Below are 25,175 nucleotides of genomic sequence, written 5' to 3' on the forward strand. Positions count from 1 at the left end.
CGGAAGACATCGATCTCCCCCCGAGCCGTTTACATTCCCTGCGGACCGCGGTTCATCGCCGCGATCCCGGTGCGGCACACCTCGACCAGCCCGAGCGGCTTCATGATCGCCACGAACTGGTCGATCTTCGAGGATTTTCCGGTGATTTCCAGGATGAAATGCTCGACCGTTGCATCGACGACCTTGGCGTGGAAGGCGTCCGCAAGCCGCAGCGTCTCGGCGCGGCGGTCACCCTGGCCGACAACCTTGACCAGCGCCACCTCGCGCTCGATCGGCCGCTCCTGGCCAAGCGCATAGGCGCGCACCGTCAGGTCGACGACCCGGTGCACCGGCACGATCCGTTCGAGCTGCGCCTTGATCTGTTCAAGCACCGTCGGGGTGCCCCGCGTCACGATCGTGATGCGGGATAGGTGCGCTTCATGTTCGGTCTCCGAAACCGTCAGGCTTTCGATATTGTAGCCGCGGCCGGAAAACAGGCCGATCACCCGTGCGAGGACGCCCGGTTCGTTGGCGACGAGAACCGAAAGCGTATGGCTTTCGGCTTTTGCCGTCTCAGGCGCGATAAAATAGGCGGATCCAGTCGGTTGCTGATGCGCATTCATGGTCTTAGGTCCATTTCCTCAGAATTTTGTTGAAGGACGACGGCTCGCTCTAGACGAGCTGGCGACCCTTGGCATCGATGGCATTGGCAACCGCTTCGTCCGTGGCTTCGTCCGGCAGCAGCATCTCGTTATGCGCCTTGCCCGAGGGGATCATCGGGAAGCAGTTAGCGAGATTGGCGACGCGGCAATCGAAGATCACCGGCTTCTTGACCGCGATCATTTCCTCGATCTTGCCGTCGAGCTCCTTCGGGTCGTCGCAATACAGGCCGACGGCGCCGTAGGCTTCCGCGAGCTTCACGAAATCGGGCATGGCTTCCGTATACGAATTCGACAGGCGGTTGCCATGCAGCAATTGCTGCCACTGGCGGACCATGCCCATATACTGGTTGTTCAGGATGAAGATCTTGACCGGCAGGTTATGCTGGATGGCGCAGGACATTTCCTGGATGCACATCTGGATCGAGGCGTCACCCGCGACGTCGATGACGAGAGCGTCCGGATGGGCGACCTGAACGCCGATCGCGGCCGGCAGACCATAGCCCATCGTGCCAAGACCGCCCGAAGTCATCCATCGGTTCGGCTCGTCGAATTCGAGGAATTGCGCCGCCCACATCTGGTGCTGGCCGACTTCCGTGGTGATGTAGGTGTCATGCCCCCTGGTCGCCTCGAAAAGGCGCTGCAGCGCATATTGCGGCATGATGACATCGTTGGAATGTTTGTAGGAAAAACTCTTGCGAGCCCGCCAGCGGTTGATCTGGCTCCACCATTCCTCGGTCTGCGCCATGGCCGGCTTTTTCGACAGCGCACGCCACAGGCGAACCATATCTTCGAGAACGCTGCCGACATCGCCGAGGATCGGGATATCGACATGCACGTTCTTGTTGATCGACGACGGGTCGATATCGATATGGACCTTGCGCGAATTCGGTGAGAACGCGTTGAGGCGGCCGGTAATGCGGTCGTCGAAACGGGCGCCGATGCAGACCATGACGTCGCAGTCGTGCATCGCCATGTTCGCCTCGTAGGAACCGTGCATGCCGAGCATGCCGAGCCAGTTCTTGCCGGAAGCGGGATAGGCGCCAAGCCCCATCAGCGTCGAGGTGATCGGGAAATCGCTGAGCTCGACCAGCTCGCGCAGCAGTCGCGAGGCCTCCGGGCCGGAATTGACGACACCGCCGCCGGTATAGAGGATCGGCCGGCGCGCCGAGGCCATCAGCTCGACAGCCGCCTGGATGGCGTTGATGTCGCCCTGGGTTCGCGGCTGATAGCTGGTGTTCCGGGCGACCTCCGGCTTCCGCGTATAGGTGCCGGTAGCAAACTGAACGTCCTTCGGAATATCGACGACGACCGGGCCTGGCCGGCCGGTCTGGGCGATGCGGAAGGCCTCATGGATGATGCCGGCGAGTTCGTTGACGTCCTTGACCAGCCAGTTGTGCTTGGTGCAGGGCCTGGTGATACCAACGGTGTCGCATTCCTGGAAGGCGTCCGAACCGATCAGCGTCGTCGGGACCTGGCCCGACAGGCAGACCAGCGGCACCGAATCCATCAGTGCATCCTGCAACGGGGTGACGGCATTGGTGGCGCCTGGACCGGATGTCACCAGCATGACCCCGACCTTGCCCGTGGAGCGGGCATAACCTTCGGCCGCATGGCCGGCGCCCTGCTCGTGGCGCACCAGAATGTGCTGGATGTCATCCTGCTGGAAGATCTCGTCATAGATCGGCAGGACGGCGCCGCCCGGATACCCGAAGATATGCTCGACGCCATTGTCCTTCAGGGCCCTCAGGACGATCTCAGCGCCAGTCATCTGGTTGTCTGGCATCTGGTTACCTGGCTCCTGGTTGTTCGTATCCGTCATTGTCTTGGTCCATTCGCTGCTGGATTTTTACCGGCGGCTCCTCCGAGCCGGATTGAAGGCATAAAAAAAGGCCCCTGGAGGAGCCTGTCTTTCCGCGCATGGGTGGCTGTCGCCGGACGGTTACACCGTCCTGCCCATGCGCGTTCCCACCACAATAAGAGCGATCGAGATTTTCATGGCGCGAAGTGTTAGCCAGATAAATGTCGTTCGTCAACGTGGGCATGCACCAAAAATCCTCATCGGCCTGATTTTGCTGCTCCGTTTCCATCCGCCGGTGACGCGATTTCCTACACGAGTTGTTAAGCCCGGCACAATATAGTTGGCGTGTTTGGAGGGTAACGACCCGACAGATGAACCATGACTATATCCGCCACCCCAATGATAGGGGCTCGAGTTTGTTGAACAACGATCTGCACCGTTCCACGTCTGCAGGAGAGCAGGATCGTCGTGACGTCCAGAAGCCCGGCAACCGCATGCTTGGTCGCGTCGTCGCCTGCAACGGCTCGCACGCCACCATTTCCGCCGTTGCCGAACAGGGCGAGACTGATCTTACCGAACTCTGGTCCGTAGGCCGGCTGATCTCCATCAGCGTCGGCGAAAACCGTGTCGTGGCGCTCGCCTATGCGATGCAGACCGGCGGCAAGGAGTGGAGCGAAAACGGCAACACCAGCTTTCACATCGAGGCCGAACTGCTCGGCGAGGTGCGCAAGGGACCCGATGGTCGCGACGAGTTCACCGGTGGCATCTCCTGTTATCCCTATCTCGGCGCCGTCGCGCACCGCATTCGTGCCGCCGACCTTTCCCGCATTTATGATACCGGCAAGAACGAGACCTGCGTGGTCGGCAAGCTGACGCAGGACGAAACGATCGACGCCACGATCCATATCCCGTCGATGCTGTCGAAACACTTTGCCATCGTCGGCTCGACAGGCGTCGGCAAATCGACCGCCGTCTCCCTGCTCCTCCACAAGGCGATCGAGACCGACCCGAAGCTGCGCGTCCTGATCCTCGATCCGCACAACGAATTTGCCGCAGCCTTTCCCGATCACGCGGTCGTCATCGATACCGAAACGCTCGACCTGCCCTTCTGGCTGATGCGGCTCGAGGAGTTCTCCGAAGTGGTCTTTCGCGGCCGCCCGGCGGTGGCGGAAGAACTCGACATCCTGCGCGACCTGATTCCGGAGGCCAAACGCGCCTTCCGCGGCAACGAAACCTCGCTGATGCGCCGCTCGACCGAAAAAAGCTCGGTCACCGCCGATACGCCGGTACCCTACCGCATGGCGGACCTGCTGGCGCTGATCGACGAGCGCATCGGCCGCCTGGAGGGCCGCGGCGAGAAACCCTTCCTGCGCGCCTTGAAGATGCGCATCATGTCGGCGATCAACGACCCGCGCTACCACTTCATGTTCTCCAACAATACGATCAACGACACGATCATGGAGACGATCGCCTATATCTTCCGCATCCCTGGCGGCGACCGGCCGATCTCGACCTTCCAGCTCGCCGGCATCCCGTCCGAAGTCGTCAATTCCGTTGCGTCGATCCTCTGCCGCATGGCGTTTGAACTGGCGCTCTGGAGCAATGGCGCAATCCATATGCTCGTCGTCTGCGAAGAGGCGCACCGCTACGTGCCGGCCGACCGCGAACTCGGCTTCTTCCCGACAAGGCAGGCGATCTCGCGCATCGCCAAAGAAGGCCGCAAATACGGCGTCTCGCTCGGCGTTATCACCCAGCGTCCCGGCGAACTCGACCAGACGATCCTGTCGCAGTGCTCGACGGTTTTTGCGATGCGGCTTTCCAACGACCGCGACCAGGAAATCATCAAGTCGGCGATCCCCAATTCGTCGATCTCCACCACCAGCTTTCTATCGTCGATCGGCAATGGCGAGGCGATTGCCTTCGGCGAGGCGATCTCCGTGCCGATGCGCATGCGGTTTGCCCGCGTCGAGAAAAAATTCCTGCCGAAAGCCAACGGCGTCGCCGACAAGGGCACGGAGGATACGCCGGACACCGTCGATCTGCGCACCGTGATCGCCCGCATGCGCGCCGTCAGCGGCCCGGATATTTCCGCATTCCAGCAAAGCTACTCCACCGCGACGGTGCCTTTCCCGGAAGGCGCTTCCGGTGCCGAGGAAGACACGGATGATGATTTCCCGCCGGCAGGCGATGCCGAACTCGATCGCTGGAACCGGGAGATCCGCTCGACGGGCCATGTGACGATCAACCCGACGCCACCCATGGCAGGCAACCCGCAGCCGGAGCCCTATCGGCCGGACATGCTGCCGCGCGCTGCTGCACCCGAACACCCCCCGGCACCCCGCCCCGACCGTTTCGCAGATCTGCGCCGCGAACGCCCGCCCGAGCCGCCGCCCTACCAGCCTGCGCCTCCGACATTTCAGCGCCCGCCGGCGCCCGAAGGCGCCCCGCGCCCGAACCCGCTGCTCCGGCGCGAAGGATCGCTGCGCGAAAGCCTGCTGAAGAAACCGCTGAGCAGTCTTTACGACAAGGATTGAGCTGCATTACTGAGGGCGTTTGGTCGCCTCAGCGATGATACTTAGATGCCGCTCGATCATGACCAGCAGAGCTATCGTCCCGCAGATCAGCGCTGCGAAAATCAATCCCGCGACAGCTCCGAAAACTGCGCCAATCACAAACATCCCCGATCCGCCCTGCGCGGATGCTGCTGTCGCTCCCGACAGCGTGGCGACGACAAGAATGACGATTGCCACAAGCGCATTGATCGAAGAGAGAGTCTTTGCCAGGAAATTGTTCATGAGGTCCCCAACCTTCGGCTATTGAAGCTGCAGAACCGTAACCGATTCGGCAACCACAATCTCTGGTCGCACCACGAAGGTTAGAGAAATTCCCCGCGCTCCCAGCTTTCGTCCATCTGGTTGCGAAACCAGGTCATCTGGCGCTTGGCATATTGTCGCGTCAGTGCCGATCCGCGTTCGACAACCTCTTCCCGGCTCATGCGGCCTTCCAGCATTTCGGCGATCTGGGTGACGCCGATCGCCTTCATGGCAGGCAGGTCGGATGAAGGGCCGAGCGCCAGCAGCGCCCTCACCTCGTCCACGGCCCCGCTCTCAAGCATCGTCTCGAAACGGCGGTCGATGCGCTCGTGCAGGATCTTTCGGTCCGGCAGCACGACGAGTTTCCTCGCACGCGAAGGATCGATCACCATCGGCCCCTGCCTGCCCTGAAACTCGGCGATGGAACGACCGGTCTCCGCCAGAACCTCCAGCGCTCTCACGATCCTCTGCCCGTCCTTCGGCTCGAGGCTCGCGGCCACCGGCGCATCGCGCATCAGGAGCTCCGCATGCAGCGCCTCCGGCCCTTCTTCCTTCAGACGCAGGCGAATCTCGCAGCGAATATCCTGCGATATTTCCGGCATATCGGACAGGCCACCCGTCAGCGCCTTGAAATAAAGCCCGGTGCCGCCGACGAACACCGGCAGCCGGCCTTCGCGCTTCAGCTGCGGCAGAAGCGCCGTCACGTCCCGCAGCCACTCGCCGGTGGAATAAGCCCTCGTCGCCGGCACATGCCCGTAGAGCAGATGCGGCACGCCCTCCATCTCGTCTTCGGCCGGCCGCGCCGTCAGGATCCGCAACGTGTCGTAGACCTGCATGCTGTCGGCATTGATCACCACGCCGTTTCTCTCGCGGGCCAGACGCAATGCAAGCGCCGACTTGCCGCTGGCCGTCGGCCCGGTTATCAGGATCGCATCAAAATTCTCGATAAGGTCGCTCATATGGCTTTCGTTGCCACGCTCATTGCCCATCCGTCAAACCCCGTTCTCACGCAACAGCTCGGAGAACAAGCGGCGGAGGCGGTGAAAGCCTCGGGCCTCTACTGGCTGGCGGACGGGATCGCCTGCGATATAGCGCTCCGCGACGGTTCGGATAGCGAGGTCGCCGAGGCCGATCTGCGGGCCGTCATCGGGAGCGCTCCGATTGATCTCGTCATCCAGGACGCGGACACGCGGCGAAAAAAATTCCTGATCGCCGACATGGATTCGACCATGATCGGCCAGGAATGCATCGACGAGCTTGCCGATGTGGTGGGCTTGAAGGACAAGGTCGCGACGATCACCGCCCGCGCCATGAACGGCGAGATCGCCTTCGAACCCGCCCTTCGTGAACGCGTCGCGCTTCTGAAGGGCCTGCCGATCACGGTCGTCGACGATGTCATCGCCAAGCGCATCACGCTGACGTCGGGCGGCCCGGAACTGATCGCCACCATGAAGGCCAGGGGCCACTACGCCGCCCTCGTATCCGGCGGCTTCACCGTGTTCACCAGCCGCATCGCCGCCACCCTCGGCTTCGACGAGAACCGCGCCAACATCCTTCTCGAAAAGGACGGCATCCTCAGCGGCGAAGTCGCCGAACCCATCCTGGGCAAACAGGCCAAGGTGGACGCGCTTCTCGCCATCGCGGAAAAGCTCGGCATCTCCCCGGAAGACACGATCGCCGTCGGCGACGGCGCCAACGATCTCGGCATGCTCGGCATCGCCGGTTCCGGCGTCGCGCTCCACGCCAAGCCCACCGTTGCCGCCCAGGCAAAGATGCGCATCGACCACGGCGACCTGACCGCCCTCCTCTATATCCAGGGCTATCGCAAGACGGATTTCGTGACGGCCTGATTACAACCCTTGCGATTGACGGATTGAAATATACATCGCATCATTTGCATTGAAGATCATTGCAAAAATGGTATATTTCATGCGTTGGACGATTGAGTTTCTCGATGCTGAAGTAAGGGAAAAACTCTACTCCCTTCCCTTGGACATGCGTGCGGTCTTCGAGCGCATCTCTCACCTGATCGAAGACCATGGCCTTGCCGGGATGCGCGCGCCATATGTGAAGCATCTCGAAGGCCCCATTTGGGAAATGCGCCTAACGGGGCGCGATGGCATTGCCCGTGCCGCCTATATCACGGTGAAAGAAAGACGCGTCGTTGTCGTGCATGTTTTTCGAAAGAAGACACGGAAAACGCCGCGTCGCGACATCGAATTCGCGCTGAAGAAAGCGAAGGAGGTCAAATGACGAAACGAAATAGTCTGCTTGCCCGGGATGCCTTTGAAGAGTGGCGCAAGGACCCCGAATTTGTCGCGGCCTACGACGCCCTCGAAGAGGAATTCGCCCTCGCGGAGGCCCTGATCAAGGCACGCGCGCAGGCTTCCATGACGCAGGAGGACGTCGCCAAGGCCATGGGCACCACGCAGGCCGCAATCGCGCGGCTGGAGAGCGGCCGCTCCATGCCCTCCACCCGCACCTTGCAGCGTTTCGCTGACGCCACCGGCACCAAACTCCGCATCAGGTTCGAAAAGCCGAAATCCTCTGCGAAGGTCTCGTAGGATAAAGTCCAAGACATGCCCCCACAGATCATCCTCGAAACCGAACGCCTGCGCCTCAGAAGCTGGATCGACAGCGATCGCGATCTCTTTCGCGAGATCAATTCCGATCCGAAGGTAATGGAATTCTTCCCGTTCCGCCGCACCCACGAAGAGGCGGATGCCTTCCTCGCCAAGCTCAACGACGCGATCACCGAGACCGGGCTCGGCTTCTACGCGCTGGAACTGAAGGAAACCCGGGAGCCGATGGGTTTTTGCGGCCTGTCGCTCGCCAACATGCCGGATGTTTTTCCGGTCGAGACCGTGGAGATAGGCTGGCGTCTGGCGACCCGCTTCTGGGGCAATGGCTATGCCACGGAAGCCGCCCGCGCCCTTCTCGACTTCGCCTTCGGCGAAAAGCATCTCGACGCGGTGGTCTCCTTCGCGGTCGGCGAAAACAAGCGATCGACCGCGGTGATGAAGCGTCTCGGCCTGCACCGGATCACCGGCATGGATTTCGACCATCCGCGGGTGCCGGATACGCATCCGCATCTGAAACCGCATGTGGTCTATGCGATAACCCGCGACGAATGGCAGCGCCAGCGAGCGTCCGCGGGACGCGCCCGCTGACCCGCTCACGCCAGGCTTATTCCAGCGGGAGCGCCACGAAGCGCAGGTTTCCGGAAGGATCCGAGACCATTACATGCGCGTTGCGCCGGCCCTCGGACTTCAGGACCGCAATCCGCTTGACGACGTCGGCTGGGCTTTCCACGAAATCCTGTGCCACTTCGACCACGACCTCGCCGACCTTCAGCCCCTTCTGGGCGGCCGGTGAGTTCGGCGCGACGGCGGTGATCAGCACCCCCTCGACGCTTTCGACGATGCTGAAACTCTTGCGGCGGTCCTCGTCCAGCACGGCGAGCGTCATGCCGAAGGCTGCGGCAGGATCCTGGCTGAGCTCGCCCTTCTGGTCTCCGGGCGCATTGTTGCCCGGCGTCTTGTTCTCGCCCTGGCCTTCCGGCAAGGCCGGCTGGTCGTCTTCCTCCTCCGGATCGGCGCTATCCTCCAGGCGGCCGAGCGTCACCTTGACGGTCTGCTGCTTGCCGTCGCGCAGGATCACCACGTCGACTTCCTTGTTGACCGGGCTTTCCGCGACGATACGCGGCAGGTCGCGCATCTCGTTGACGGACTGGCCGTCGAAGGTGAGGACCACGTCGCCGGCCTTGATCTCGCCGTTCTTGATCGGCCCGCCATTGACGACGCCCGATACCAGGGCGCCGCGCGCCCGGTCGAGGCCGAGGCTTGCCGCCACGTCGTCGGTGACCGGCTGGATGCGCACACCGAGCCAGCCGCGGCGCGTCTCGCCGAATTCGGTGAGCTGGTGGACGACGTTTTCGGCGAGTTCCGTCGGTACCGCGAAACCGATGCCGATCGAACCGCCGGACGGCGAAATGATCGCGGTATTGATGCCGATCACCTCGCCGCGCATGTTGAACAGCGGGCCGCCGGAATTGCCCTTGTTGATTGCCGCATCCGTCTGGATGAAGTTGTCATACGGCCCGGCATTGATGTTGCGGCCGCGGGCCGAGATGATGCCCAACGTAACAGACCCGCCGAGACCGAACGGATTGCCGATCGCCATCACCCAGTCGCCGATCCGCATGCGGCGGGAATCGCCGAAGCGCACTGCCTTGAGCGGCGCCTTGGGCTCGACCTTCAGCACCGACAGGTCGGTCTTGGTGTCGGTGCCGACCAGCCTGGCCTTGAGCTTGGTGCCGTTCGGAAAGATCACCTCGATGTCGTCGGCGCCTTCGATGACGTGGTTGTTGGTGACCACGTAGCCGGAGGGATCGATGACGAAGCCCGAACCGAGCGAGGAAACCTTCTGATTGCTGTTCTGGTTGCCCTGGCCGTCGAAGAAATCCTCGAAAAACTCCTGGAACGGCGAGCCTTCCTGTATCTGGGGTTGCGGGCCGGCACCCTGGTCCTTGACACTCTGGGAGGTGGAGATGTTGACGACGGCATCGAGCAGGCCCTCGGCCAGATCGGCGATCGAACCCGGCCCGCCGCCTGTCATCGGCCCTGGAGCCGGAGGCGGATTGATGCTCGGAGACGGTGTCGGCGGAGCCGGCAGCATGAGGCCCGGAGAACCGGCGGCCGGCGGATTGGCATTCTGCCCCGGAGCGGCAGGGATCGCGGTCTGGGCAATCGCCTGCAAGGGCGCCGCCAGCAGGGCAAAAGTTGCCGCAAGCGTGACGGTGCGCTTGAAGGTCGATCGAACCGAATGAGCCATCTGGCATCCTCGCTGTTGGATTGTCCGCAACCCCGCAAGAGCGGTCTCTACCCGGGCAGGCTATAGGAACCTTTGAATCGGGCGGAGTTTCGGCAGAGCATAAGGCGGAATGACGACTGTGGAAATTACCTTTTCGTGAGGATTGCGCCCTACCCGTCACACTTATGGATGGTCTTGTCATGAAAGGGGCGGCTTGCGCCGCCCCAAGCTTGTCGGATCAGTTCGTCGGCGCTGCGGGCGCGCCAGGCGGTGCCGGTCGGGCCGGAGGCTGGATCGGCGCAAGTGCCTGACCTGCGGATGACTTGAAGAACCGGAAGAACTCCGAATCCGGCGACAGCACCAGGGTCGTGCCGTTGTCGGCAAGTGCCGCCACATAGGCACGCATGGTGCGGTAGAACTCGAAGAAGGCCGGGTCGCGCTGGAAGGCTTCGCCGAAGATCTTGTTGCGTTCGGCATCGCCCTGACCGCGCAGGATTTCCGCATCCCGCTGTGCTTCGGAGACGAACTCGACGACCTGACGGTCGGCGATCGCCCGCCGCCGCTGGCCCTGCTCGTTACCACGGGCGCGGATCAGTTCGGCCTCGGCAAGACGCTCGGCCTTCATGCGCTGGAAGGTCTGCTGCGAGACTTCCTGGGTGAGGTCGGTGCGGCGGATACGAACGTCGCGGATCGCGAGCCCGAGTGTTTCCGCAGCAGCAGTGAGGTCTGCGCGTACCTCCTGCATCATCGAAGAGCGCTCGTTGGAGAGTGCCGCATCGAAATTGCGCAAACCATAAACGCGGCGAAGGGCCGCGTCGAGGCGGGTACGAAGCCGCGATTCGGCCGAATCGCGATCACCCGAGACGGTTTCCCGGAAGAGGCGCGGGTCGGTGATCGAGTAGACGACGAAAGCGTCGACTTCATAGAAGGCACCGCCGCGCACCTGGACGCGGATATTGTCGAGATCGAAGCGCAATGCCCGGTCTTCGACATATTGGACGCGGTCGGCGTCCATGAAGGCGAACGGCAGCTTGAAATAGATGCCCGGTTCGCGCTTGACGTCCTGGATCTCGCCGAAGCGGACGACGATCGCCTGTTCGCGCTCGTTGACCACGAAAACCGACGAATAGATGAGCACGAGGAGAACGGCGAGGCCGATCAGGATTGCGGGGAGTCGATTGGAGTTCATCGTGTGCCTCCCTGCTTCGTCTGCGGCTTCACCATCTCGTTGAGCGGCAGATAAGGGACGACGCCGTCCTTGCTGTCCAGAATGATCTTGTTGGAGTTCTTCAGGACCGCTTCCATGGTTTCGAGGAAGATTCGCCGGCGCGTGACTTCAGGCGCATTGGCATATTCGTTGTAGATCGAGACGAAACGTTGCGCCTCGCCCTGCGCTTCGTTGACGACCCGGTCCTTGTAGGCGGACGCCTCTTCACGGACCTGGGCTGCCTGACCGCGGGCCTGGCCGAGCTTCTGGTTGGCGTACTGGTTCGCCTCTTCGACGAAACGATCCTCGTCCTGCTCGGCACGCTGCACTTCTTCGAAGGCGTCGGCCACTTCACGCGGCGGTGCCGCATCCTCGATCGGTACGGCATTGATGGAAAGGCCGGAACCGTAGGTGTCCATCGTGCCCTGGATGATATTGCGCACTTCGGTCGAGATGCCTTCGCGGTTGTCGCGGAAAATATCCTGCGCCGGACGGCGGCCGACGACTTCGCGCATGGCACTTTCGGAAACCTGCTGCAGCGTCGACGCCGGACCTTCCAGGTTGAAGAGATAGGCCTTGGGATCGGTCACGGTAAACAGAACGGAGAACTGAACGTTGACGATGTTCTGGTCGCCGGTCAGCATCCAGCCGGCATTGGAGCTGGAGCCCCGGGCCGCACCGATATTCTGCTGCTGTTCGGTGACCTTGACGATCTCGACGGATTCGAACGGCCAGAAATGGAAATGCAGGCCCGGCATGGAGATTTCGTCCTTCGGCCGGCCGAAGCGCAGTTCGACCCCGCGCTCGTCCGGCTGGACCGTGTAGACGGACTGGAACGCGAGGAAGGCAATGATCACGATGAGAACGATCGCGAAGGCGCCGCCGTTGAAGCTGCCGGGCATCACGCTGCGCAGCCGGTCCTGACTGCGCCTTATGATGTCCTCGAGGTCGGGTGGACCACCGCTGCCGCCGCCGCGCGGGCGGTTCGGTCCCTGTCCCCAGGGCCCTTGATTATTACCGCCACCGCCGCCCCAAGGGCCGCCGCCGCCACCATTCTGATTGCTCCAGGGCATCAAAACCTCTTTGTTCGTATTCGCTCCCAAGCCGCGACCCTGCCGTGTGGCAGCAATCTGGCTATTGCCCGTTATAGGGATGGGAAGGCCCGCTTTCAACGCAGGTTCAATAACTTCCCGTTCAACGGTAACGAAATGTTTCAGTTTGTCGCGGTTCGGCGGGTATAAGTGGTGAAACGGGTCGGATAACTGTCCTTCTCCCCCACCGGAACGGCAACCTCCTCCACCTTCTCGAACGCCGCCGGATCGATGGCAGGAAAGAACGTATCGCCGTCTGAGATATCGGTCTCGACATGGGTGACGCGCAGCATGTCTGCGATCTTGATCGCCTGGGCGTAGATCTCACCGCCGCCGAGCACATAAATCTCGTCGGCCCCAACCTCCTCGGCCCTGCGGCCGGCGATCTCCAGAGCCGCGTCGAGGGATACGGCCACGTCGACGCCCTCGTACCGGAAATCCGGATTGCGCGTAACGATCACATGCGGCCGCCCCGGGAGAGGCCTGCCGCCGAAACTGTCGAACGTCTTGCGCCCGACGATGACCGGTTTTCCCAAGGTCAGCGCCTTGAACCGCCTGAGATCGGTCGAAAGCCTCCAGGGCATGTCCCCGTTCCGGCCGATGACGCCGTTCTGCGAGACCGCCGCGATGATGACGAGGCGAGGCTTGCTCACACCGCCACCGCCGCCTTGATATGCGGATCGGCCTCATATCCTTCGAGCGCAAAATCCTCGAAGCGGAAGGAGAAGATGTCCTTCACGGCAGGATTGATGCGCATGGTGGGCAGCGTCTTGGGAGTACGGGTCAGTTGCAGCTTCGCCTGCTCGAAATGATCCGAATAGATATGCGTGTCGCCGAGCGTGTGGACGAAATCGCCCGGTTTCAACCCCGTCACCTGGGCAACCATCATCGTCAGCAATGCGTAGGATGCGATGTTGAAGGGCACGCCGAGAAAGACGTCGGCTGAGCGCTGGTAGAGCTGGCAGGAGAGCTTGCCGTCGGCGACATAGAACTGGAACAGGCAGTGGCAGGCCGGCAGCGCCATGTCGTCGAGCTGGCCGACGTTCCAGGCAGACACGATATGCCGGCGCGAATTGGGGTTGACCTTGAGGCCCTCGATCAATTGCGAAATCTGATCGACATGGCTGCCGTCGGGGGCGGGCCAGGAGCGCCACTGGTAGCCGTAAACGGGGCCAAGTTCGCCCTTCTCGTCGGCCCATTCATCCCAGATCGAAACGCCGTTTTCTTTCAGATAGGCGATATTCGTATCGCCCTTCAGGAACCACAAGAGCTCGTGGATGATCGATCTCAGATGCAGCTTCTTGGTCGTGAGGACCGGAAAACCTTCTGCGAGGTCGAAGCGCATTTGATATCCGAACACCGAGCGGGTACCCTTGCCGGTGCGGTCGCCCCGGTCGGTACCGGTTTCCATCACATGCCGAAGAAGATCGAGATATTGTTTCATGGGTCAGGCCGCCGATTCCATCGTCAGGGAATGATATAATAGCATAAGGCCGCCCGACAAATCTCCCGTGGCGGCTTTCCCCGCTATTTTGGCAGGCCCGGCTTTCGGGATCACCTGGTGACGTATTTGCGCCAATCGTGGTTCTCGGCGAAACCCAGGACCTCCCTGATCTTGCGGTTGCTGATCGGAGCCTCGAACCCGCCGATCGCGCCGACGATAGGCGTGCCGGGCGCCCAGCGCTCGAGGAACGGCCGGGTCGGCTCAAGCGCGGTAATCGTATCGTTGACCGCGTTGAAGACCTGGAAGCCCAGGCCGTCCTTTTCGATACAGAGATGCACGATCTGACCGAGATCGCGGGCATCGATATAGCTCCAGGCATTGCGCTTGCGCGATGGCGGGTCTGCCAGGAAACCGGGGAAGCGGCTGTAATCCTCCGGCGAGATCACGTTGCCGATCCGAAGCGCATAGATGTCCGCGCCGAAACGCATGGCAAAGGCCCTCGCCGTCTTTTCGTTGACGACCTTGGAGAGGCCGTAGCTGTCCATCGGGTCGACATCGTAATCTTCGGTGAGCGGAAACGAATGATAGTCCTTGTCCCCCTCGGCAAAGCAGACCCCATAGGTCGTCTCGCTGGAGGCGATGATCACCTTGGGGATGCCGAGCTTCATCGCCGCCTCGATGACATTGTAGGTGGAGATCGTGTTGGCGGAGAACGTCGCATTGTCGGGGCGCATCAGGATGCGCGGCACGGCGGCGAAATGCACCACCGCATCGACGGGCGCAGGCCCTTTGCCACTTTCCAGCCCCTGGAAGCCGAAATGCATGGAGAGCGCGTTGAAGGTCTCGCCGCCGTCCCTCAGATCGGTGATCAGCGTGTTGACGCCGGGGCAATCGAGCGGCACCAGATCGAGGTTGAAGACCTCATGCCCTTCTCCGAGGAGATACGGCACAACATGCCGTCCCGCCTTGCCGCTGCCGCCGGTGAATACGATCCGCTTGCCCATGATGCCGCCTCCTCAAATCCCATCCGACCCTGCCGCGACTGCCGGCATAGCCTGCCTGCTGCGACGAGGCATGGCCGAAACGACGTAACCGGGGCGATGATGAAGCATGGCACCGCCTGCCCGTCAATGTCGATCGCGCCTGCCGATCGTCGCCTCCGCTTCACAAGAACGTGCAGTCAAGCGCTTCCCCTTGGACCTTGCCCGAAGGGAAAACGTGACTGGCGAACGTTCACAAATCGACGAGGTGGAAAACGGCGCTCCGGAAGGGTTGCGACGCAAGCATCACGAGAGCAGGAAGTCCCGGCACTCCGCTGCCTGCAAGGCACCGGCCGCCGCCAATGCCAGGCCCGGCCGTCCTCCCCGGCCTTCGTGACGTTGTTGCGGTGCCACACAAACGACGCGAAATGGTGGTTGGAGAAGGGCGGCGGTTGACAAGCTTGAAGGCTCTGTCGATCCTGACAGGCATGAGCGGGATGTATCGAATCACATCTAAAGCAATGGCACTGATGTTCAGACTGGTGATGATCTTGTCACTGGCTGGCTACAGCTTTTCTGCCGTCAGCGCCGCCATGCATCCCGAAAGCTCCGCCCAGATCGCGCAGATCGTAGAGGGCCACTCCTCTCATCATGGCGACGATCGCGTTGCGATGGCCGATACCGATCATCACGGCAACCAGCAAGACCACGGCAGCCCGGAGAAATCCAAGAACTCCTGCTGCAAGGATTATTGCGGGGTTGCGGCCATCACATGCTCCGGCTCCTCGTTAAACCATCCGCGCGTGGTTTCCATTCGCGAGTTCATCGACGACACGGATGCCGCCGGTCAAAAGCCGAGCCTCAATCGTCCACCTAATATCTGAGAACTAGCACCCGCTGGGCGGGTCTTGCTGTGCCTGTGCGCGAGTGAGCGCCATGGCGCAATTGCGATCATATTCTCGGATTTTCACCATGAAACATTTGTTCCTGGTGGTTGCTCTTCCGCTTTTTGCCAGCGGATGTGCATCCACACTGCCTGAAGTCGTTGCTTCGACGGACCACCCTGACACCGTGTCCGACGTCAGGCCCGCCCGGTATCAGAGCCCGTTGGGCGGCTACACTCACCGCATGCCCGTCGATCCGAAGCCCTGGCGCGGTCTCAATGACGCCCAGGCTCCGAAAAAAGGATGAGCGCGATGATCACCCATCACATCAAACTCGTGTCCGCCATCGTCTTTCCCCTCGTCGCCGCAGGCTGCGTTACGACGGACTACGCAGCCAGAGATGCCGGTTTCGTGAATGCCTCGTCGAAAAGCAGCGAGGCAACCGGCAAACAAACCGTGTGGGTCCAGAACCGACAGCAGGCTCAGGCAGTCCGGGACCGCGTGAAGGCACTGATGGCCAGGAAGACCGTCGACGTCGAGACCGCCGTCCAGGTCGCTCTCCTGAATAACAAGGGCCTCCAGGCCTCCTATGCCGATCTCGGGGATAGTGCTGCGGACGCATGGCAGACACAGCTTTCGGTTTTTCCGACCTTCTCCGTCGGCCTGACCGGGATAGCCACTCCCGGACTCGAGGCCTATCGTGTTCTCGAAGGCGCTATCGCGGCCAATATTCTGGCACTGGCGACATACGACAAGAACATCAGGCTGGCCGATACCCGCTTCCGCCAGGCTCAGCTCAGCGCGGCCATCGCCACACTCTCTCTCGCCGCCGAAACCCGCCGAGCCTGGATCAACGCCGTGGCGGCATGGGAGAACGTCGCCTACCTCAACCAGGCCAAGGTAGCCGCCGACGCTGCCTCCGAGCTCGCCAAGAAAATCGGCGAAGCCGGATCGATGCCGAAGGGCGACCAGGCACGGGAGCACGTCTTCTACGCCGAGCTGACTGGCGAGACCGCCAAGGCAAGGCTCGAAGCAAAGCTTGCCAAGGAAGAGCTGGTCAGGCTGATGGGCCTTTCCGGCTCCGACATCGACTTCCAGATTCCGAACCGTCTCCCCTCGCTGCCGAAGGCATTGATCAAGCGCGACGACATCGAGGCCGAGTCGATTCACAAGCGCATGGATCTGCAGGTCGCCCGCCTGGAGCTTGAGGCGACTGCCCAGTCCTACAAGCTCGAGGATGCCACCCGGATCGTCACCGACATCGAGCTGGTCGGCACTTACGAAAAGGAACGCGAGCGCGAAGACGGCAAAATCCTCTCGGACGTCTCGAAGACCGCATCGCTGGAGTTCACGATCCCGATCTTCGATTCCGGCCAGGCGCGTCTGCGAAAGGGTGAACTCGCCTACATGCGGGCCGCCAACCAGCTGGCGGAACTGGCGGTCAACGCCCGTTCGCAGGCGCGCTCTGCCTATCTGGCCTACAAGTCGAACTACGACATCGCACGCCATTACCGAAACAGCGTCCTGCCGTTGCGCAATGCCATCGAGGAGCAGTCCCTCCTCTCCTACAACGGCATGATCACCAGCACCTTCGAACTGATCGCCGACACCCGCGAAAAAATCGACTCCACCATCCTCGCCGTCAACGCCAAACGCGACTTCTGGCTCGCCGAAGCGAACCTTGCTCCCGTCATCTATGGCGGCAGCACCGGTTCTGCCTCGGCAGAAACCGAGGTGGCTTCGGCTGAAAAAGCCGCAAGCGGCGGACACTGAGAAAGGAAACGAGAATGTTCAATAGAAGACAACTGCTCGGAGCAGGTGCCGCCGGAGCCGCCCTCGTCTCCTCCCAGGCTTGGGGCCAGACCTCGAATATGGGTCTGCCGGAGGCGGCCGTCATGGGCACTGCCGCAACCCAGACGCCGGTTCGCCCGTCTGCCGGCCCCGATTACAACCCGGTCCTGACCCTGAACGGATGGACCCTGCCCTTCCGCATGAACAACGGTGTCAAGGAGTTCCATCTCGTCGCCGAGCCTGTCGAGCGCGAAATGGCGGAAGGCATGACCGCCTACCTCTGGGGTTACAACGGCCAGTCGCCAGGTCCGACCATCGAGGCGGTCGAGGGCGACCGGGTCCGTATCTTCGTGACCAACAAGCTGCCGGAGCACACGACGGTCCACTGGCACGGCATGATCGTTCCGTCGGGAATGGACGGCGTGGGCGGTCTTTCGCAACCCCACATTCCCGTCGGCAAGACCTTCGTCTACGAGTTCGACCTCGTGAAGTCCGGCACCTTCATGTACCACCCGCATTCCGACGAGATGGTCCAGATGGCGATGGGCATGATGGGGTTCTTCGTGGTGCATCCCAAGGACCCGAAGTTCATGCCGGTGGACCGCGACTTCGTTTTCCTGCTCAGCGCCTATGACATCGATCCCGGCACCTACGTGCCGCGCGTCATGGAGATGACCGACTTCAATCTCTGGACCTGGAACAGCCGGGTCTTCCCGGGCATCGATCCGCTGGTGGTCTCGAAGAACGACAAGGTCCGCGTCCGCGTCGGTAACCTGACGATGACCAACCACCCGATCCACATGCACGGCTACGATTTCGAGGTGACCTGCACCGACGGCGGCTGGGTCAGGCCAGAGGCACGCTGGCCGGAGGTCAGCATCGACATTCCCGTCGGCGCGATGCGGGCCTACGAGTTCGACGCAAAGCATGTCGGCGACTGGGCGATCCATTGCCACAAGTCGCATCACACGATGAACGCGATGGGCCACGACATCCCGACCTTCATCGGCGTCGACAAGAAGGACGTCACCAGGAAGATCAGGCAGATCCGTCCCGAGTACATGCCGATGGGTACGGCCGGCATGGCGGATATGGGCGAGATGTCCATGGAAATACCGGAAAACACCGTTCCCATGATGACTGGATGGGGGCCTCACGGCCCCATCGAGATGGGCGGCATGTTTTCCGTGGTGAAGGTCCGCGAGGGTATCTCGGCGGGCGATTACACCGATCCGGGCTGGTACGAAAACCCACCCGGCACACAGGCCTGGGAGTGGACGGGAAGCCTTCCCGACGCGACCAAGGCCAAAGACGCAAAGACGCAGCCGCCGTCGAAACATCCGAACCACGGCTGATCGGTAACTCCCAACAATCAAAGGACATGATCATGAAAACTGCAATCCTCGGCCTCATCCTCGCCACCCTCGCAACGCCGGTTCTGGCCTCGGGCAGTCATGCGGGCGGCCACGGTGAAATGGCCGTCGGCGAACCCGGCGACAAGTCGAAGGTCAGCCAGACCATCCGCGTCAGCATGAAGGAGACGCCGGATGGCAAGATGATCTTCACCCCCAGCGACTTTAAAGTCCGCAAGGGCCAGACCGTCCGCTTCACCATCAAGAACGAAGGCGAACTCGACCACGAGTTCGTCCTCGATCAGGAGGCCAAGGTGATGGAGCACAAGGCTGTCATGGAGAAGTTCCCGGACATGGAACATGACGATCCGAACGCGATCCGCCTCAAGCCGGGCATGTCCGGCGATATCGTCTGGAAATTCACCAACGACGGCGTCTTCAAGATCGCCTGCCTCGTTCCCGGCCACTACGACGCCGGAATGCACGGCGACGTTACCGTCGCCAACAAGTAAGGAAGAAGGAGTAGTCCATGAAAACCGTTTTCAAACTTGCTCTCGTCACAGCGCTGGGCCTCACATCCGCCAGCGGTGCGTTTGCCCAGGAATTCACCAAGGGCACGGTCAAGAAGGTCGATGACAAGGCCAAAAAGGTGACGCTCGTCCACGAGGAGCTGAAGGGTCTCGAAATGCCCGCCATGACCATGGTCTTTCAGGTCGGGAACGACGCGTTGCTGGCCAAGCTCAAGGAAGGCGCGAGCGTGCAGTTCGTCGCTGAACGCGTCAACGGCAAGCTGACGGTCACGCAGGTGAAGTGACCCCTAAGGCCGCGCTTCTTCGGGGAGCGCGGCCTTACCTCTCGGAAAGCCATCTGAAAATCACGGTGCCACAGGGCGATCGATTGCAAGGTTAATTCCCGCCTGTATGACCGCAAACAGCCGACCGGAGCCCCGTTCTTCCGAACGGGCGGCAAAAATCATCGTGACGAGAGGTAATCAGGGCCTTTCACGCCTCCTACCCCTTTTCACCGGCGGAGGAAGCGCCTATATCACGGTTGCCGGACTTCGGTCCGGCTATGGCAATAAACGGTCGGTGTAATAAACCTATTGGACCCGGGGGCGGTACCCGGCGCCTCCACCAAAAACCGGTCGGTCGCATTGGAAATCCTGCGGACCGGCTTTTGATGGGGGCGAAATAGGATCGACAAGGGCTTAAAGATCGAACTTTTGCTCGGCATGATACCACCGTTATCGGGTCAAAAAGTGTAGTTGCAAACGACAACAACGCTAAGGGTTATGCTCTCGCTGCCTAATGGCGGTGCGGGAAATCCGAACTAAGTCCTTGGAGGTAGCACTTTAAGGCGGGGTCCGAAGGCACCTGGCAACAGAAGCCTTCACCTTCGCTCCCCAGTCGAATACTATGGAACTGACTCGGATGCTCGTCGGGGCTTCCCCGCAACCGGTCGGCATGGCATAACGCGTCTGACTAAAAGACGAGAGAATGGAAAGACAGGACCGTATGGGGCAGGACCACATCCGTTACGATATTCTGGCGCAGGACGCTTTGCGTGGCGTCATCCGTAAGGTTTTGACCGAGGTTGCGGCCACGGGCCGTCTGCCGGGCGACCATCATTTCTTCATCACATTCCTCACCGGCGCTCCGGGCGTGCGCATCTCGCAGCACCTCAAGGCGAAATATGCGGAACAGATGACCATCGTCGTCCAGCACCAGTTCTGGGACCTCAAGGTCTCCGATACCCAGTTCGAGGTCGGCCTTTCCTTCTCCGACACCCCGGAACGCCTGGTCGTTCCCTTCAACGCCATTCGCGGTTTCTACGATCCCTCGGTGAATTTCGAGCTCGAATTCGAAGTGCCGCTCGCCGACGAGGACGAGAACACAACCGCCGAAATCACCGCCATTCCCGTAGAAGCCGTCTCCAAGTCTACCGACACCGAAGCCAAGCCCGGCGAAGAGAAGAAGCCCGGCTCGGTCATCTCGCTCGATTCCTTCCGCAAGAAGCAGTAAGCGCCGGGAGGCGCGACAGCCATGAGCGCCGAAATTGTCAATCTTCGCCAGTTCCGCAAAGCCAGGGAACGGCTCGAAAAGGAAAAGGAGGCGGAGCAGAACCGCCTCACCTTTGGCCGTACCAAGGTCGAAAAGTCCCTGACCAAGGCACGCAACGACAAGGCGGAGAAGGGGCTCGACCAGGGCCACCTGGAAAAGCCCGGCAAGGACGACTGACTTTCCATCCGGTGCATATTAACGATCCGCTAACCAGGCTTGAGCCGGCCGGCTTGACGCCGGAAGTACCACAGTCTGAATAAGCGAGCTTGTTCCGAAGGTCCGGAGAGTCTCGTGATCCGCAAACATTCCGCGACCCTTCACGGTCATCGCACCAGTTTTTCCCTCGAAGACGAGTTCTGGCTCGAATTGAAGGCGATCGCAGCAAAACGCGATATCAGCCTAGCAACCCTGATCGCCGAGATCGACGATCAAAGAGATGCCGCCAGCAATCTCTCGTCGGCGCTGCGCGTCCATGTCCTGACGTGGCTCAAGTCCTCCTAGACCCGAACCGGTCGGGGCAGCTACTGCTGCACCCCTGGCAGGCTTGGCATATTGGAAATGCCGGGGGTCGGAAGGTTCGGAAAGTTCTGCCGGATCGCGCCGTCGGTCGGCGGCACGATGAGCTGCGGCGGCTGGTTGATCTGACGCTGACGCACCTCTTCCGCCGCACGCGCCGCCGCTTCCACCGCCTGCCGCTGGCGTTCAGCCTCGGCTGCCTGCTGCTGGCGGGCGCGCTCTTCGGCCGCCGCCTTGTCACGGGCCGCCTGCCGCTCGATCGCCTGAAAGTTATAGAGCGCCACCTCGCGGCGAAGCCGCTGCTTTTCGAGCACGCTCGCCTGCAGCGTCTCGACACGCCTCCGCTGCTGCTCGAAGGCGCGCTGCGACAGGAAATTCGTCATCGCCGCGATATCGATCCGTTTGGCGGGTGCTGCGAGATCCCCCGAATATTCGAGCCGGATGGTCGGATCGCCACCGGCCAGCGCTTCCTCGCCGGCATCGTAGGTGACCGCCAGATTTGCGTTCAGACTGTCATCCAAAAGGTCGAAGCGCCCTTCGCCCGACAGTTTCGTGGTGCCGACGCCGGCTGCGACATTCTGCGCCCGCGCTTCGCCGGTCGTGATCGTCACGGGGATGGTCACGTTACCGAGCACCGCGTTTCCCTGATGCAGCAAGCCGGTTGCGACCGGCCGGACCCGCGCCTCCGTCACCTCGCCGCCGAGCTTGTCGACCCCGGCCATCAGGGGCTTCATCGCATCGGGATTGATGCCGGCGACGGTCAGGCCCTTCAGCCGCAATTCGGCCGAGCCGCTGGTTGCGCCAAGGAGTTCGGCCAAGGTTTTGCCGGTTGATTCGGCGGACATGTTGAAATCCAGCTTGCCGCTGGCGACCGGCTTGCCGCCAGCCTTCCAGACGAGCGGCGCGAGATCGGCATTCTCAGCCGCGAGCCGTGCCTGCAGAAGTCCGGTTCCGTCACCGTTCGACATCAGCAGCCGGCCGGCGAGCCGGCCGCCCTGCCAGTCGCCTGCACCGTTCTCGATGGTGATGCCGCCGCTGCGATGGGTGACCCTGGCCGCAAAATTATCGATATTCCCGAACATGCCGGCATCGAACCTTCGCGCCTTGACGTCGAGAGCGACATCCGCGCCGGAAAAGATCGGACGGGCGAAGGGCCTGGACGAAAACGCCGCGCTCTGTGGATCGCTGACCGGCCCGTAGATCGCCTCCCCGAGCCAGGCAAGATCAAGACTGTCGACGCTGAGCGAACCGGTGGCCGGCATGCCCGGCGCATTGCGGTCGATGGTGATGTCGCCGCTGATCGTATTGCCGTCTGCCGCACCTTTCAGCGCCGCAATCTTCAAGGCCTGAGGGGTCATGCTGATATCCGCGTCGAGCGTGACCGGCAGGCCTGTCCCGAACTGCGGCAGGCCGATGCCGTTCATCAGCAGATAAGGCTCCAGGTCGGCGCTTCTCAGCGTGACGTGACCACTGCCCTCGCCAAAACCCTCGCTGCCGATCCGGATATCGCCGTTAAGGTCCAACGAGGTCTTTTCGGTGGTGAACGTCAGCCCGGTCTTTGCCGCGGCATCCGGACCCTGATGGACGTTGAGCAGCAGTTCGCCCGCCCCGTCCCCCTTGAAAGGCAGGGGATCGAGACCCGCCTGCCCCAGGAGAACCATCGGATCGGGATTGTCGAGCGAGGCGACGAGCGTCATGTCGGTCCCGCTCGTCAGGTCGAAAAGGCCGGGCAGCTTCAGGTTGGCATTGAGCGCGCTGCCGTTCGTCTTGCCTTTGACGACGACCTCAACCCCGTTCAAGCTGCCGCCGACGGTCAGACTGGCGCCGAGATCCGTATTGGCGAACCAGGCGCCGTTTGCCGCAAGCCGGGCCAGGGCCGGATGTGGAGGCAGCCGATCGCGCAGCATGGTCAGGAAAGCCGTCGGATCGGCGGAACGGAAGCTGACGCTGCCATTACCAGAATAGGCAAGCAGCGAGCCTTCGATGCGACCCCGCGCCGAAACCGTGGCACCCTCGATATTGCCGATCGTCAGGCGCTCCAGCGACAGCGCACCGCCGGCCAGGGTGAAGGCGGTATCGACGTTATTGGCGGCTACTCCCAGGGCGGTGAACCGGTCGGCCTTCAGCGTCGCGGCAACCCGATGGTCGAGCACGTCCTGCCCGGCGTCGTCGCCGGTCAACAACGAGGCGAGCGCCCGCATGGCATCGATATCGATCTCGTCGCCGGCAAGGCTCATCGACAGATTGGGCGTCTGCCCCTGGGCGGACTGGCGTTCGAGGCGGCCCTTGAGCGTCGCCGGACCGACCGCCAGTTCGAGGTTGTCGAACCGCTGCAGGTCCGGCGTCAGGTTGACTTTGGCCGAAAAGCCGGCGGAGCGGAGCTGGCGCAGCTCGGGCGCCACCCGGCCCGAAAGCCAGTCGGAAAGTCCGGACGGCTGGCTGGAGGCGACCAGCATATCCCCGACGAAGGACGTCCGGTCGCGCAGCACGAGGCTGCCCTTGGCCTCCAGCTGCGTGCGGCCCGGCAGGGTCGCCACCACGTTGTCCACCGTCCATCCGCGCCCCGCAGGCCGTATGTCGAGCCTGATGTCGCGTATGGTCGTATCGTTGGCGACGATCGCCGGCAGCCGGAGGCTGGCGCGGCCAGGCACCTGCGGAATGGGGATCGATGCCGCGAGCCGGATGAAATTGTTGATGCGGCGCTGCGCCGATGCGGCGGCATCGCGGCCGGTCTTGGCCCGCGCCCCCTCGCCCAGCCTGTTGACATCGATCTGCTGGCCGTCGGCGGTCAGCAGGAATTCAGGCTTCCCGCCCGTATCGAGCGTCGCCTCGCCGGTCACGACGTAAGGGTTGTCGGTCGCCCCGACTTCCAGCCGGTATTGGGGCACGCGAATACGTTCGTTGGTAACCTCGAAACCGCCCTTGAGGCGCGGCCCGGGCGGCGGCGGCGTCACCGGCTCGGTCTCGTCTTCCTCCTGAAGGAAGTCGAGCGTGAAGTTGCCGTTATAGGCAGGCTTGTTATCTGTAACGGTGAGCTCGCCGTCAAGGTTGACCTCGACGGGCTGCGCATCCGGCCAGAGCCTGAGGCGCAGCGGCATACGCTTGCCCTCGGCATCCGCGGTGCCGCTCGCCAGGTTGAACCGCGTCTCATAACCGTCGAGCGTCGCATTGCCTTCGCCGCGCCACGGACCGCGCAGCGAACCTGCGGAAAAATCGGCTGCGAGGCCGGTAATCTGCCGCGACCGGCCGGACTGTTCGTCGATCAGGCTGATCTCGCCGCCGGTGATATGCACGTCCTCGATGACCACGGTGCGGGCCGGGATCGCGGCGCGGCTGCCGCGCATCCAGTCGAGCGAGCCATCCTTCAACAGCCGGACCCGAGCCTTCGGCTCCTCGATGCGCATGTCGAAAATGCGCGCCTCGCCCGAGAGGAAGGGCGCCAGCTCCATATCCATCGAAAACCGCGCGACCTGCACCAGCGGCTGACCATCCGTATCGCCCCCCACCCGTACGTCATGCAGGGTGACTGAGGGAAACGGCAGTATACGCGCATCGACATGACCGTGGACGGTGACCTTCTTGCCGAGGATGCGGCTTGCCTGTTCCTCGAAGCCAACGCGCAGGCTCGACCAGTCGACGAAGAAAGGCGCGAGCAGCGCTGTGAACAGCGCCACCACCACCAATCCGCCGAATGCCAACAGGATGCGTCCGAGCACGGTATCCGTCTCCCTGATCTCGCCTAAGAGACTAGTTCCATCGGCTTCACAGGCAAGTCAAGCTTGCGGG

The 25,175-nt window shown here is 62.1% G+C and carries 25 protein-coding genes and 1 other RNA gene; 15 read left to right on the forward strand and 11 right to left on the reverse strand.

Going from position 1 to position 25,175, the window contains the following annotated elements; all coding sequences use genetic code 11:
• Positions 1–29: 29 nt before the first annotated feature.
• Positions 30–602, reverse strand: a complete 573-nt coding sequence (gene ilvN, locus ABCW43_RS18745) for an acetolactate synthase small subunit (protein ID WP_345927173.1) — start codon at positions 600–602, stop codon at positions 30–32.
• 49 nt (positions 603–651) lie between these two features.
• The gene (locus ABCW43_RS18750; RefSeq protein WP_445738976.1) at positions 652–2,460 is read right to left on the reverse strand and encodes an acetolactate synthase 3 large subunit; all 1,809 of its coding nucleotides are present in this window, start codon (positions 2,458–2,460) and stop codon (positions 652–654) included.
• 395 nt (positions 2,461–2,855) lie between these two features.
• Between ABCW43_RS18750 and ABCW43_RS18755 the strand changes: the two genes are divergently transcribed.
• Complete coding sequence (locus ABCW43_RS18755) at positions 2,856–4,973, forward strand: ATP-binding protein (protein WP_345927175.1); 2,118 nt, start codon at positions 2,856–2,858, stop codon at positions 4,971–4,973.
• A gap of 6 nt (positions 4,974–4,979) precedes the next feature.
• Here ABCW43_RS18755 and ABCW43_RS18760 read toward each other — a convergent pair whose 3' ends face one another.
• A complete protein-coding gene (locus ABCW43_RS18760; RefSeq protein ID WP_345927177.1) occupies positions 4,980–5,234 on the reverse strand; it encodes a hypothetical protein in 255 nt (84 codons plus the stop codon).
• 80 nt (positions 5,235–5,314) lie between these two features.
• Positions 5,315–6,211, reverse strand: a complete 897-nt coding sequence (gene miaA, locus ABCW43_RS18765) for a tRNA (adenosine(37)-N6)-dimethylallyltransferase MiaA (RefSeq protein ID WP_345927179.1) — start codon at positions 6,209–6,211, stop codon at positions 5,315–5,317.
• On the opposite strand from miaA, the gene serB reads away from it, so the two are divergent.
• The 4 genes from serB to ABCW43_RS18785 are packed head-to-tail and all read left to right on the forward strand — an operon-like array spanning position 6,212 to position 8,422.
• Positions 6,212–7,102 carry a phosphoserine phosphatase SerB gene (gene serB, locus ABCW43_RS18770; RefSeq protein ID WP_345927181.1) on the forward strand — a complete coding sequence of 297 codons (891 nt, stop codon included), beginning with the start codon at positions 6,212–6,214 and terminating at the stop codon, positions 7,100–7,102.
• Between the two features lie 49 nt (positions 7,103–7,151).
• On the forward strand, positions 7,152–7,505 hold the full coding sequence (locus ABCW43_RS18775) for a type II toxin-antitoxin system RelE/ParE family toxin (protein ID WP_345927184.1): 354 nt from the start codon (positions 7,152–7,154) through the stop codon (positions 7,503–7,505).
• On the forward strand, positions 7,502–7,816 hold the full coding sequence (locus tag ABCW43_RS18780) for a helix-turn-helix domain-containing protein (protein ID WP_345927186.1): 315 nt from the start codon (positions 7,502–7,504) through the stop codon (positions 7,814–7,816). Before ABCW43_RS18775 ends, ABCW43_RS18780 begins: the two co-directional genes overlap by 4 nt.
• Before the next feature lie 15 nt (positions 7,817–7,831).
• Positions 7,832–8,422 (forward strand): GNAT family N-acetyltransferase, encoded by a 591-nt coding sequence (locus ABCW43_RS18785; protein WP_345927188.1) that lies wholly within the window; start codon positions 7,832–7,834, stop codon positions 8,420–8,422.
• Between the two features lie 16 nt (positions 8,423–8,438).
• On the opposite strand, the gene ABCW43_RS18790 is transcribed toward ABCW43_RS18785, so the two are convergent.
• The 6 genes from ABCW43_RS18790 to ABCW43_RS18815 form a co-directional block, all read right to left on the reverse strand.
• Complete coding sequence (locus tag ABCW43_RS18790) at positions 8,439–10,085, reverse strand: Do family serine endopeptidase (protein ID WP_345927190.1); 1,647 nt, start codon at positions 10,083–10,085, stop codon at positions 8,439–8,441.
• Positions 10,086–10,302: 217 nt separating this feature from the next.
• Entirely contained in the window at positions 10,303–11,253 is a 951-nt protein-coding gene (hflC, locus tag ABCW43_RS18795) for a protease modulator HflC (protein ID WP_345927192.1), read from the reverse strand.
• A complete protein-coding gene (hflK, locus tag ABCW43_RS18800; protein WP_345927194.1) occupies positions 11,250–12,344 on the reverse strand; it encodes an FtsH protease activity modulator HflK in 1,095 nt (364 codons plus the stop codon). Before hflK ends, hflC begins: the two co-directional genes overlap by 4 nt.
• Before the next feature lie 140 nt (positions 12,345–12,484).
• A complete protein-coding gene (locus tag ABCW43_RS18805; RefSeq protein ID WP_345927196.1) occupies positions 12,485–13,015 on the reverse strand; it encodes a dihydrofolate reductase in 531 nt (176 codons plus the stop codon).
• Positions 13,012–13,806 carry a thymidylate synthase gene (locus tag ABCW43_RS18810; protein WP_345927198.1) on the reverse strand — a complete coding sequence of 265 codons (795 nt, stop codon included), beginning with the start codon at positions 13,804–13,806 and terminating at the stop codon, positions 13,012–13,014. The genes ABCW43_RS18805 and ABCW43_RS18810 overlap by 4 nt, the downstream gene beginning before the upstream one ends.
• A 110-nt stretch (positions 13,807–13,916) precedes the next feature.
• Positions 13,917–14,810 (reverse strand): NAD-dependent epimerase/dehydratase family protein, encoded by an 894-nt coding sequence (locus tag ABCW43_RS18815; RefSeq protein WP_345927200.1) that lies wholly within the window; start codon positions 14,808–14,810, stop codon positions 13,917–13,919.
• Positions 14,811–15,238: 428 nt separating this feature from the next.
• Here ABCW43_RS18815 and ABCW43_RS18820 point away from each other — a divergent pair, with 428 nt between their 5' ends.
• The 10 genes from ABCW43_RS18820 to ABCW43_RS18865 all read left to right on the forward strand — a co-directional run bounded on the left by ABCW43_RS18820 (position 15,239) and on the right by ABCW43_RS18865 (position 21,374).
• On the forward strand, positions 15,239–15,670 hold the full coding sequence (locus ABCW43_RS18820) for a hypothetical protein (RefSeq protein ID WP_345927202.1): 432 nt from the start codon (positions 15,239–15,241) through the stop codon (positions 15,668–15,670).
• An 88-nt stretch (positions 15,671–15,758) separates the two neighbouring features.
• Positions 15,759–15,977, forward strand: a complete 219-nt coding sequence (locus ABCW43_RS18825) for a hypothetical protein (RefSeq protein ID WP_345927204.1) — start codon at positions 15,759–15,761, stop codon at positions 15,975–15,977.
• 5 nt (positions 15,978–15,982) lie between these two features.
• The gene (locus tag ABCW43_RS18830) at positions 15,983–17,443 is read left to right on the forward strand and encodes a TolC family protein (RefSeq protein ID WP_345927206.1); all 1,461 of its coding nucleotides are present in this window, start codon (positions 15,983–15,985) and stop codon (positions 17,441–17,443) included.
• 14 nt (positions 17,444–17,457) lie between these two features.
• Positions 17,458–18,816 carry a multicopper oxidase family protein gene (locus ABCW43_RS18835; RefSeq protein ID WP_345927208.1) on the forward strand — a complete coding sequence of 453 codons (1,359 nt, stop codon included), beginning with the start codon at positions 17,458–17,460 and terminating at the stop codon, positions 18,814–18,816.
• A 32-nt stretch (positions 18,817–18,848) separates the two neighbouring features.
• On the forward strand, positions 18,849–19,325 hold the full coding sequence (locus tag ABCW43_RS18840) for a cupredoxin domain-containing protein (RefSeq protein ID WP_345927210.1): 477 nt from the start codon (positions 18,849–18,851) through the stop codon (positions 19,323–19,325).
• A 17-nt stretch (positions 19,326–19,342) separates the two neighbouring features.
• Complete coding sequence (locus tag ABCW43_RS18845; protein WP_345927212.1) at positions 19,343–19,627, forward strand: copper-binding protein; 285 nt, start codon at positions 19,343–19,345, stop codon at positions 19,625–19,627.
• A 199-nt stretch (positions 19,628–19,826) separates the two neighbouring features.
• Positions 19,827–20,207, forward strand: a transfer-messenger RNA (tmRNA) gene (gene ssrA / locus ABCW43_RS18850).
• Positions 20,208–20,327: 120 nt separating this feature from the next.
• Complete coding sequence (locus ABCW43_RS18855; RefSeq protein ID WP_345927470.1) at positions 20,328–20,834, forward strand: SspB family protein; 507 nt, start codon at positions 20,328–20,330, stop codon at positions 20,832–20,834.
• A 21-nt stretch (positions 20,835–20,855) separates the two neighbouring features.
• A complete protein-coding gene (locus ABCW43_RS18860; protein WP_345927214.1) occupies positions 20,856–21,050 on the forward strand; it encodes a DUF4169 family protein in 195 nt (64 codons plus the stop codon).
• A 114-nt stretch (positions 21,051–21,164) separates the two neighbouring features.
• Positions 21,165–21,374, forward strand: coding sequence for a ribbon-helix-helix domain-containing protein (locus ABCW43_RS18865; RefSeq protein ID WP_046626051.1), 210 nt, complete (start codon positions 21,165–21,167; stop codon positions 21,372–21,374).
• A gap of 20 nt (positions 21,375–21,394) precedes the next feature.
• On the opposite strand, the gene ABCW43_RS18870 is transcribed toward ABCW43_RS18865, so the two are convergent.
• A complete protein-coding gene (locus tag ABCW43_RS18870) occupies positions 21,395–25,105 on the reverse strand; it encodes an AsmA family protein (RefSeq protein ID WP_345927217.1) in 3,711 nt (1,236 codons plus the stop codon).
• Between the last annotated feature and the right edge of the window lie 70 nt (positions 25,106–25,175).

Origin of the sequence: Neorhizobium tunisiense, from assembly GCF_039631515.1 — a bacterium.
GTDB lineage: Bacteria > Pseudomonadota > Alphaproteobacteria > Rhizobiales > Rhizobiaceae > Neorhizobium.

Bases quoted from the DNA above. Each gene is read 5' to 3' on its own strand.
- ilvN (WP_345927173.1), bottom strand. From the start codon at position 602: ATGAATGCGCATCAGCAACCGACTGGATCCGCCTATTTTATCGCGCCT.
- ABCW43_RS18750 (WP_445738976.1), bottom strand. From the start codon at position 2,460: ATGACGGATACGAACAACCAGGAGCCAGGTAACCAGATGCCAGACAAC.
- ABCW43_RS18760 (WP_345927177.1), bottom strand. From the start codon at position 5,234: ATGAACAATTTCCTGGCAAAGACTCTCTCTTCGATCAATGCGCTTGTG.
- miaA (WP_345927179.1), bottom strand. From the start codon at position 6,211: ATGAGCGACCTTATCGAGAATTTTGATGCGATCCTGATAACCGGGCCG.
- serB (WP_345927181.1), top strand. From the start codon at position 6,212: ATGGCTTTCGTTGCCACGCTCATTGCCCATCCGTCAAACCCCGTTCTC.
- ABCW43_RS18780 (WP_345927186.1), top strand. From the start codon at position 7,502: ATGACGAAACGAAATAGTCTGCTTGCCCGGGATGCCTTTGAAGAGTGG.
- ABCW43_RS18785 (WP_345927188.1), top strand. From the start codon at position 7,832: ATGCCCCCACAGATCATCCTCGAAACCGAACGCCTGCGCCTCAGAAGC.
- ABCW43_RS18790 (WP_345927190.1), bottom strand. From the start codon at position 10,085: ATGGCTCATTCGGTTCGATCGACCTTCAAGCGCACCGTCACGCTTGCG.
- hflC (WP_345927192.1), bottom strand. From the start codon at position 11,253: ATGAACTCCAATCGACTCCCCGCAATCCTGATCGGCCTCGCCGTTCTC.
- hflK (WP_345927194.1), bottom strand. From the start codon at position 12,344: ATGCCCTGGAGCAATCAGAATGGTGGCGGCGGCGGCCCTTGGGGCGGC.
- ABCW43_RS18810 (WP_345927198.1), bottom strand. From the start codon at position 13,806: ATGAAACAATATCTCGATCTTCTTCGGCATGTGATGGAAACCGGTACC.
- ABCW43_RS18815 (WP_345927200.1), bottom strand. From the start codon at position 14,810: ATGGGCAAGCGGATCGTATTCACCGGCGGCAGCGGCAAGGCGGGACGG.
- ABCW43_RS18825 (WP_345927204.1), top strand. From the start codon at position 15,759: ATGAAACATTTGTTCCTGGTGGTTGCTCTTCCGCTTTTTGCCAGCGGA.
- ABCW43_RS18830 (WP_345927206.1), top strand. From the start codon at position 15,983: ATGATCACCCATCACATCAAACTCGTGTCCGCCATCGTCTTTCCCCTC.
- ABCW43_RS18835 (WP_345927208.1), top strand. From the start codon at position 17,458: ATGTTCAATAGAAGACAACTGCTCGGAGCAGGTGCCGCCGGAGCCGCC.
- ABCW43_RS18840 (WP_345927210.1), top strand. From the start codon at position 18,849: ATGAAAACTGCAATCCTCGGCCTCATCCTCGCCACCCTCGCAACGCCG.
- ABCW43_RS18845 (WP_345927212.1), top strand. From the start codon at position 19,343: ATGAAAACCGTTTTCAAACTTGCTCTCGTCACAGCGCTGGGCCTCACA.
- ABCW43_RS18855 (WP_345927470.1), top strand. From the start codon at position 20,328: ATGGGGCAGGACCACATCCGTTACGATATTCTGGCGCAGGACGCTTTG.
- ABCW43_RS18860 (WP_345927214.1), top strand. From the start codon at position 20,856: ATGAGCGCCGAAATTGTCAATCTTCGCCAGTTCCGCAAAGCCAGGGAA.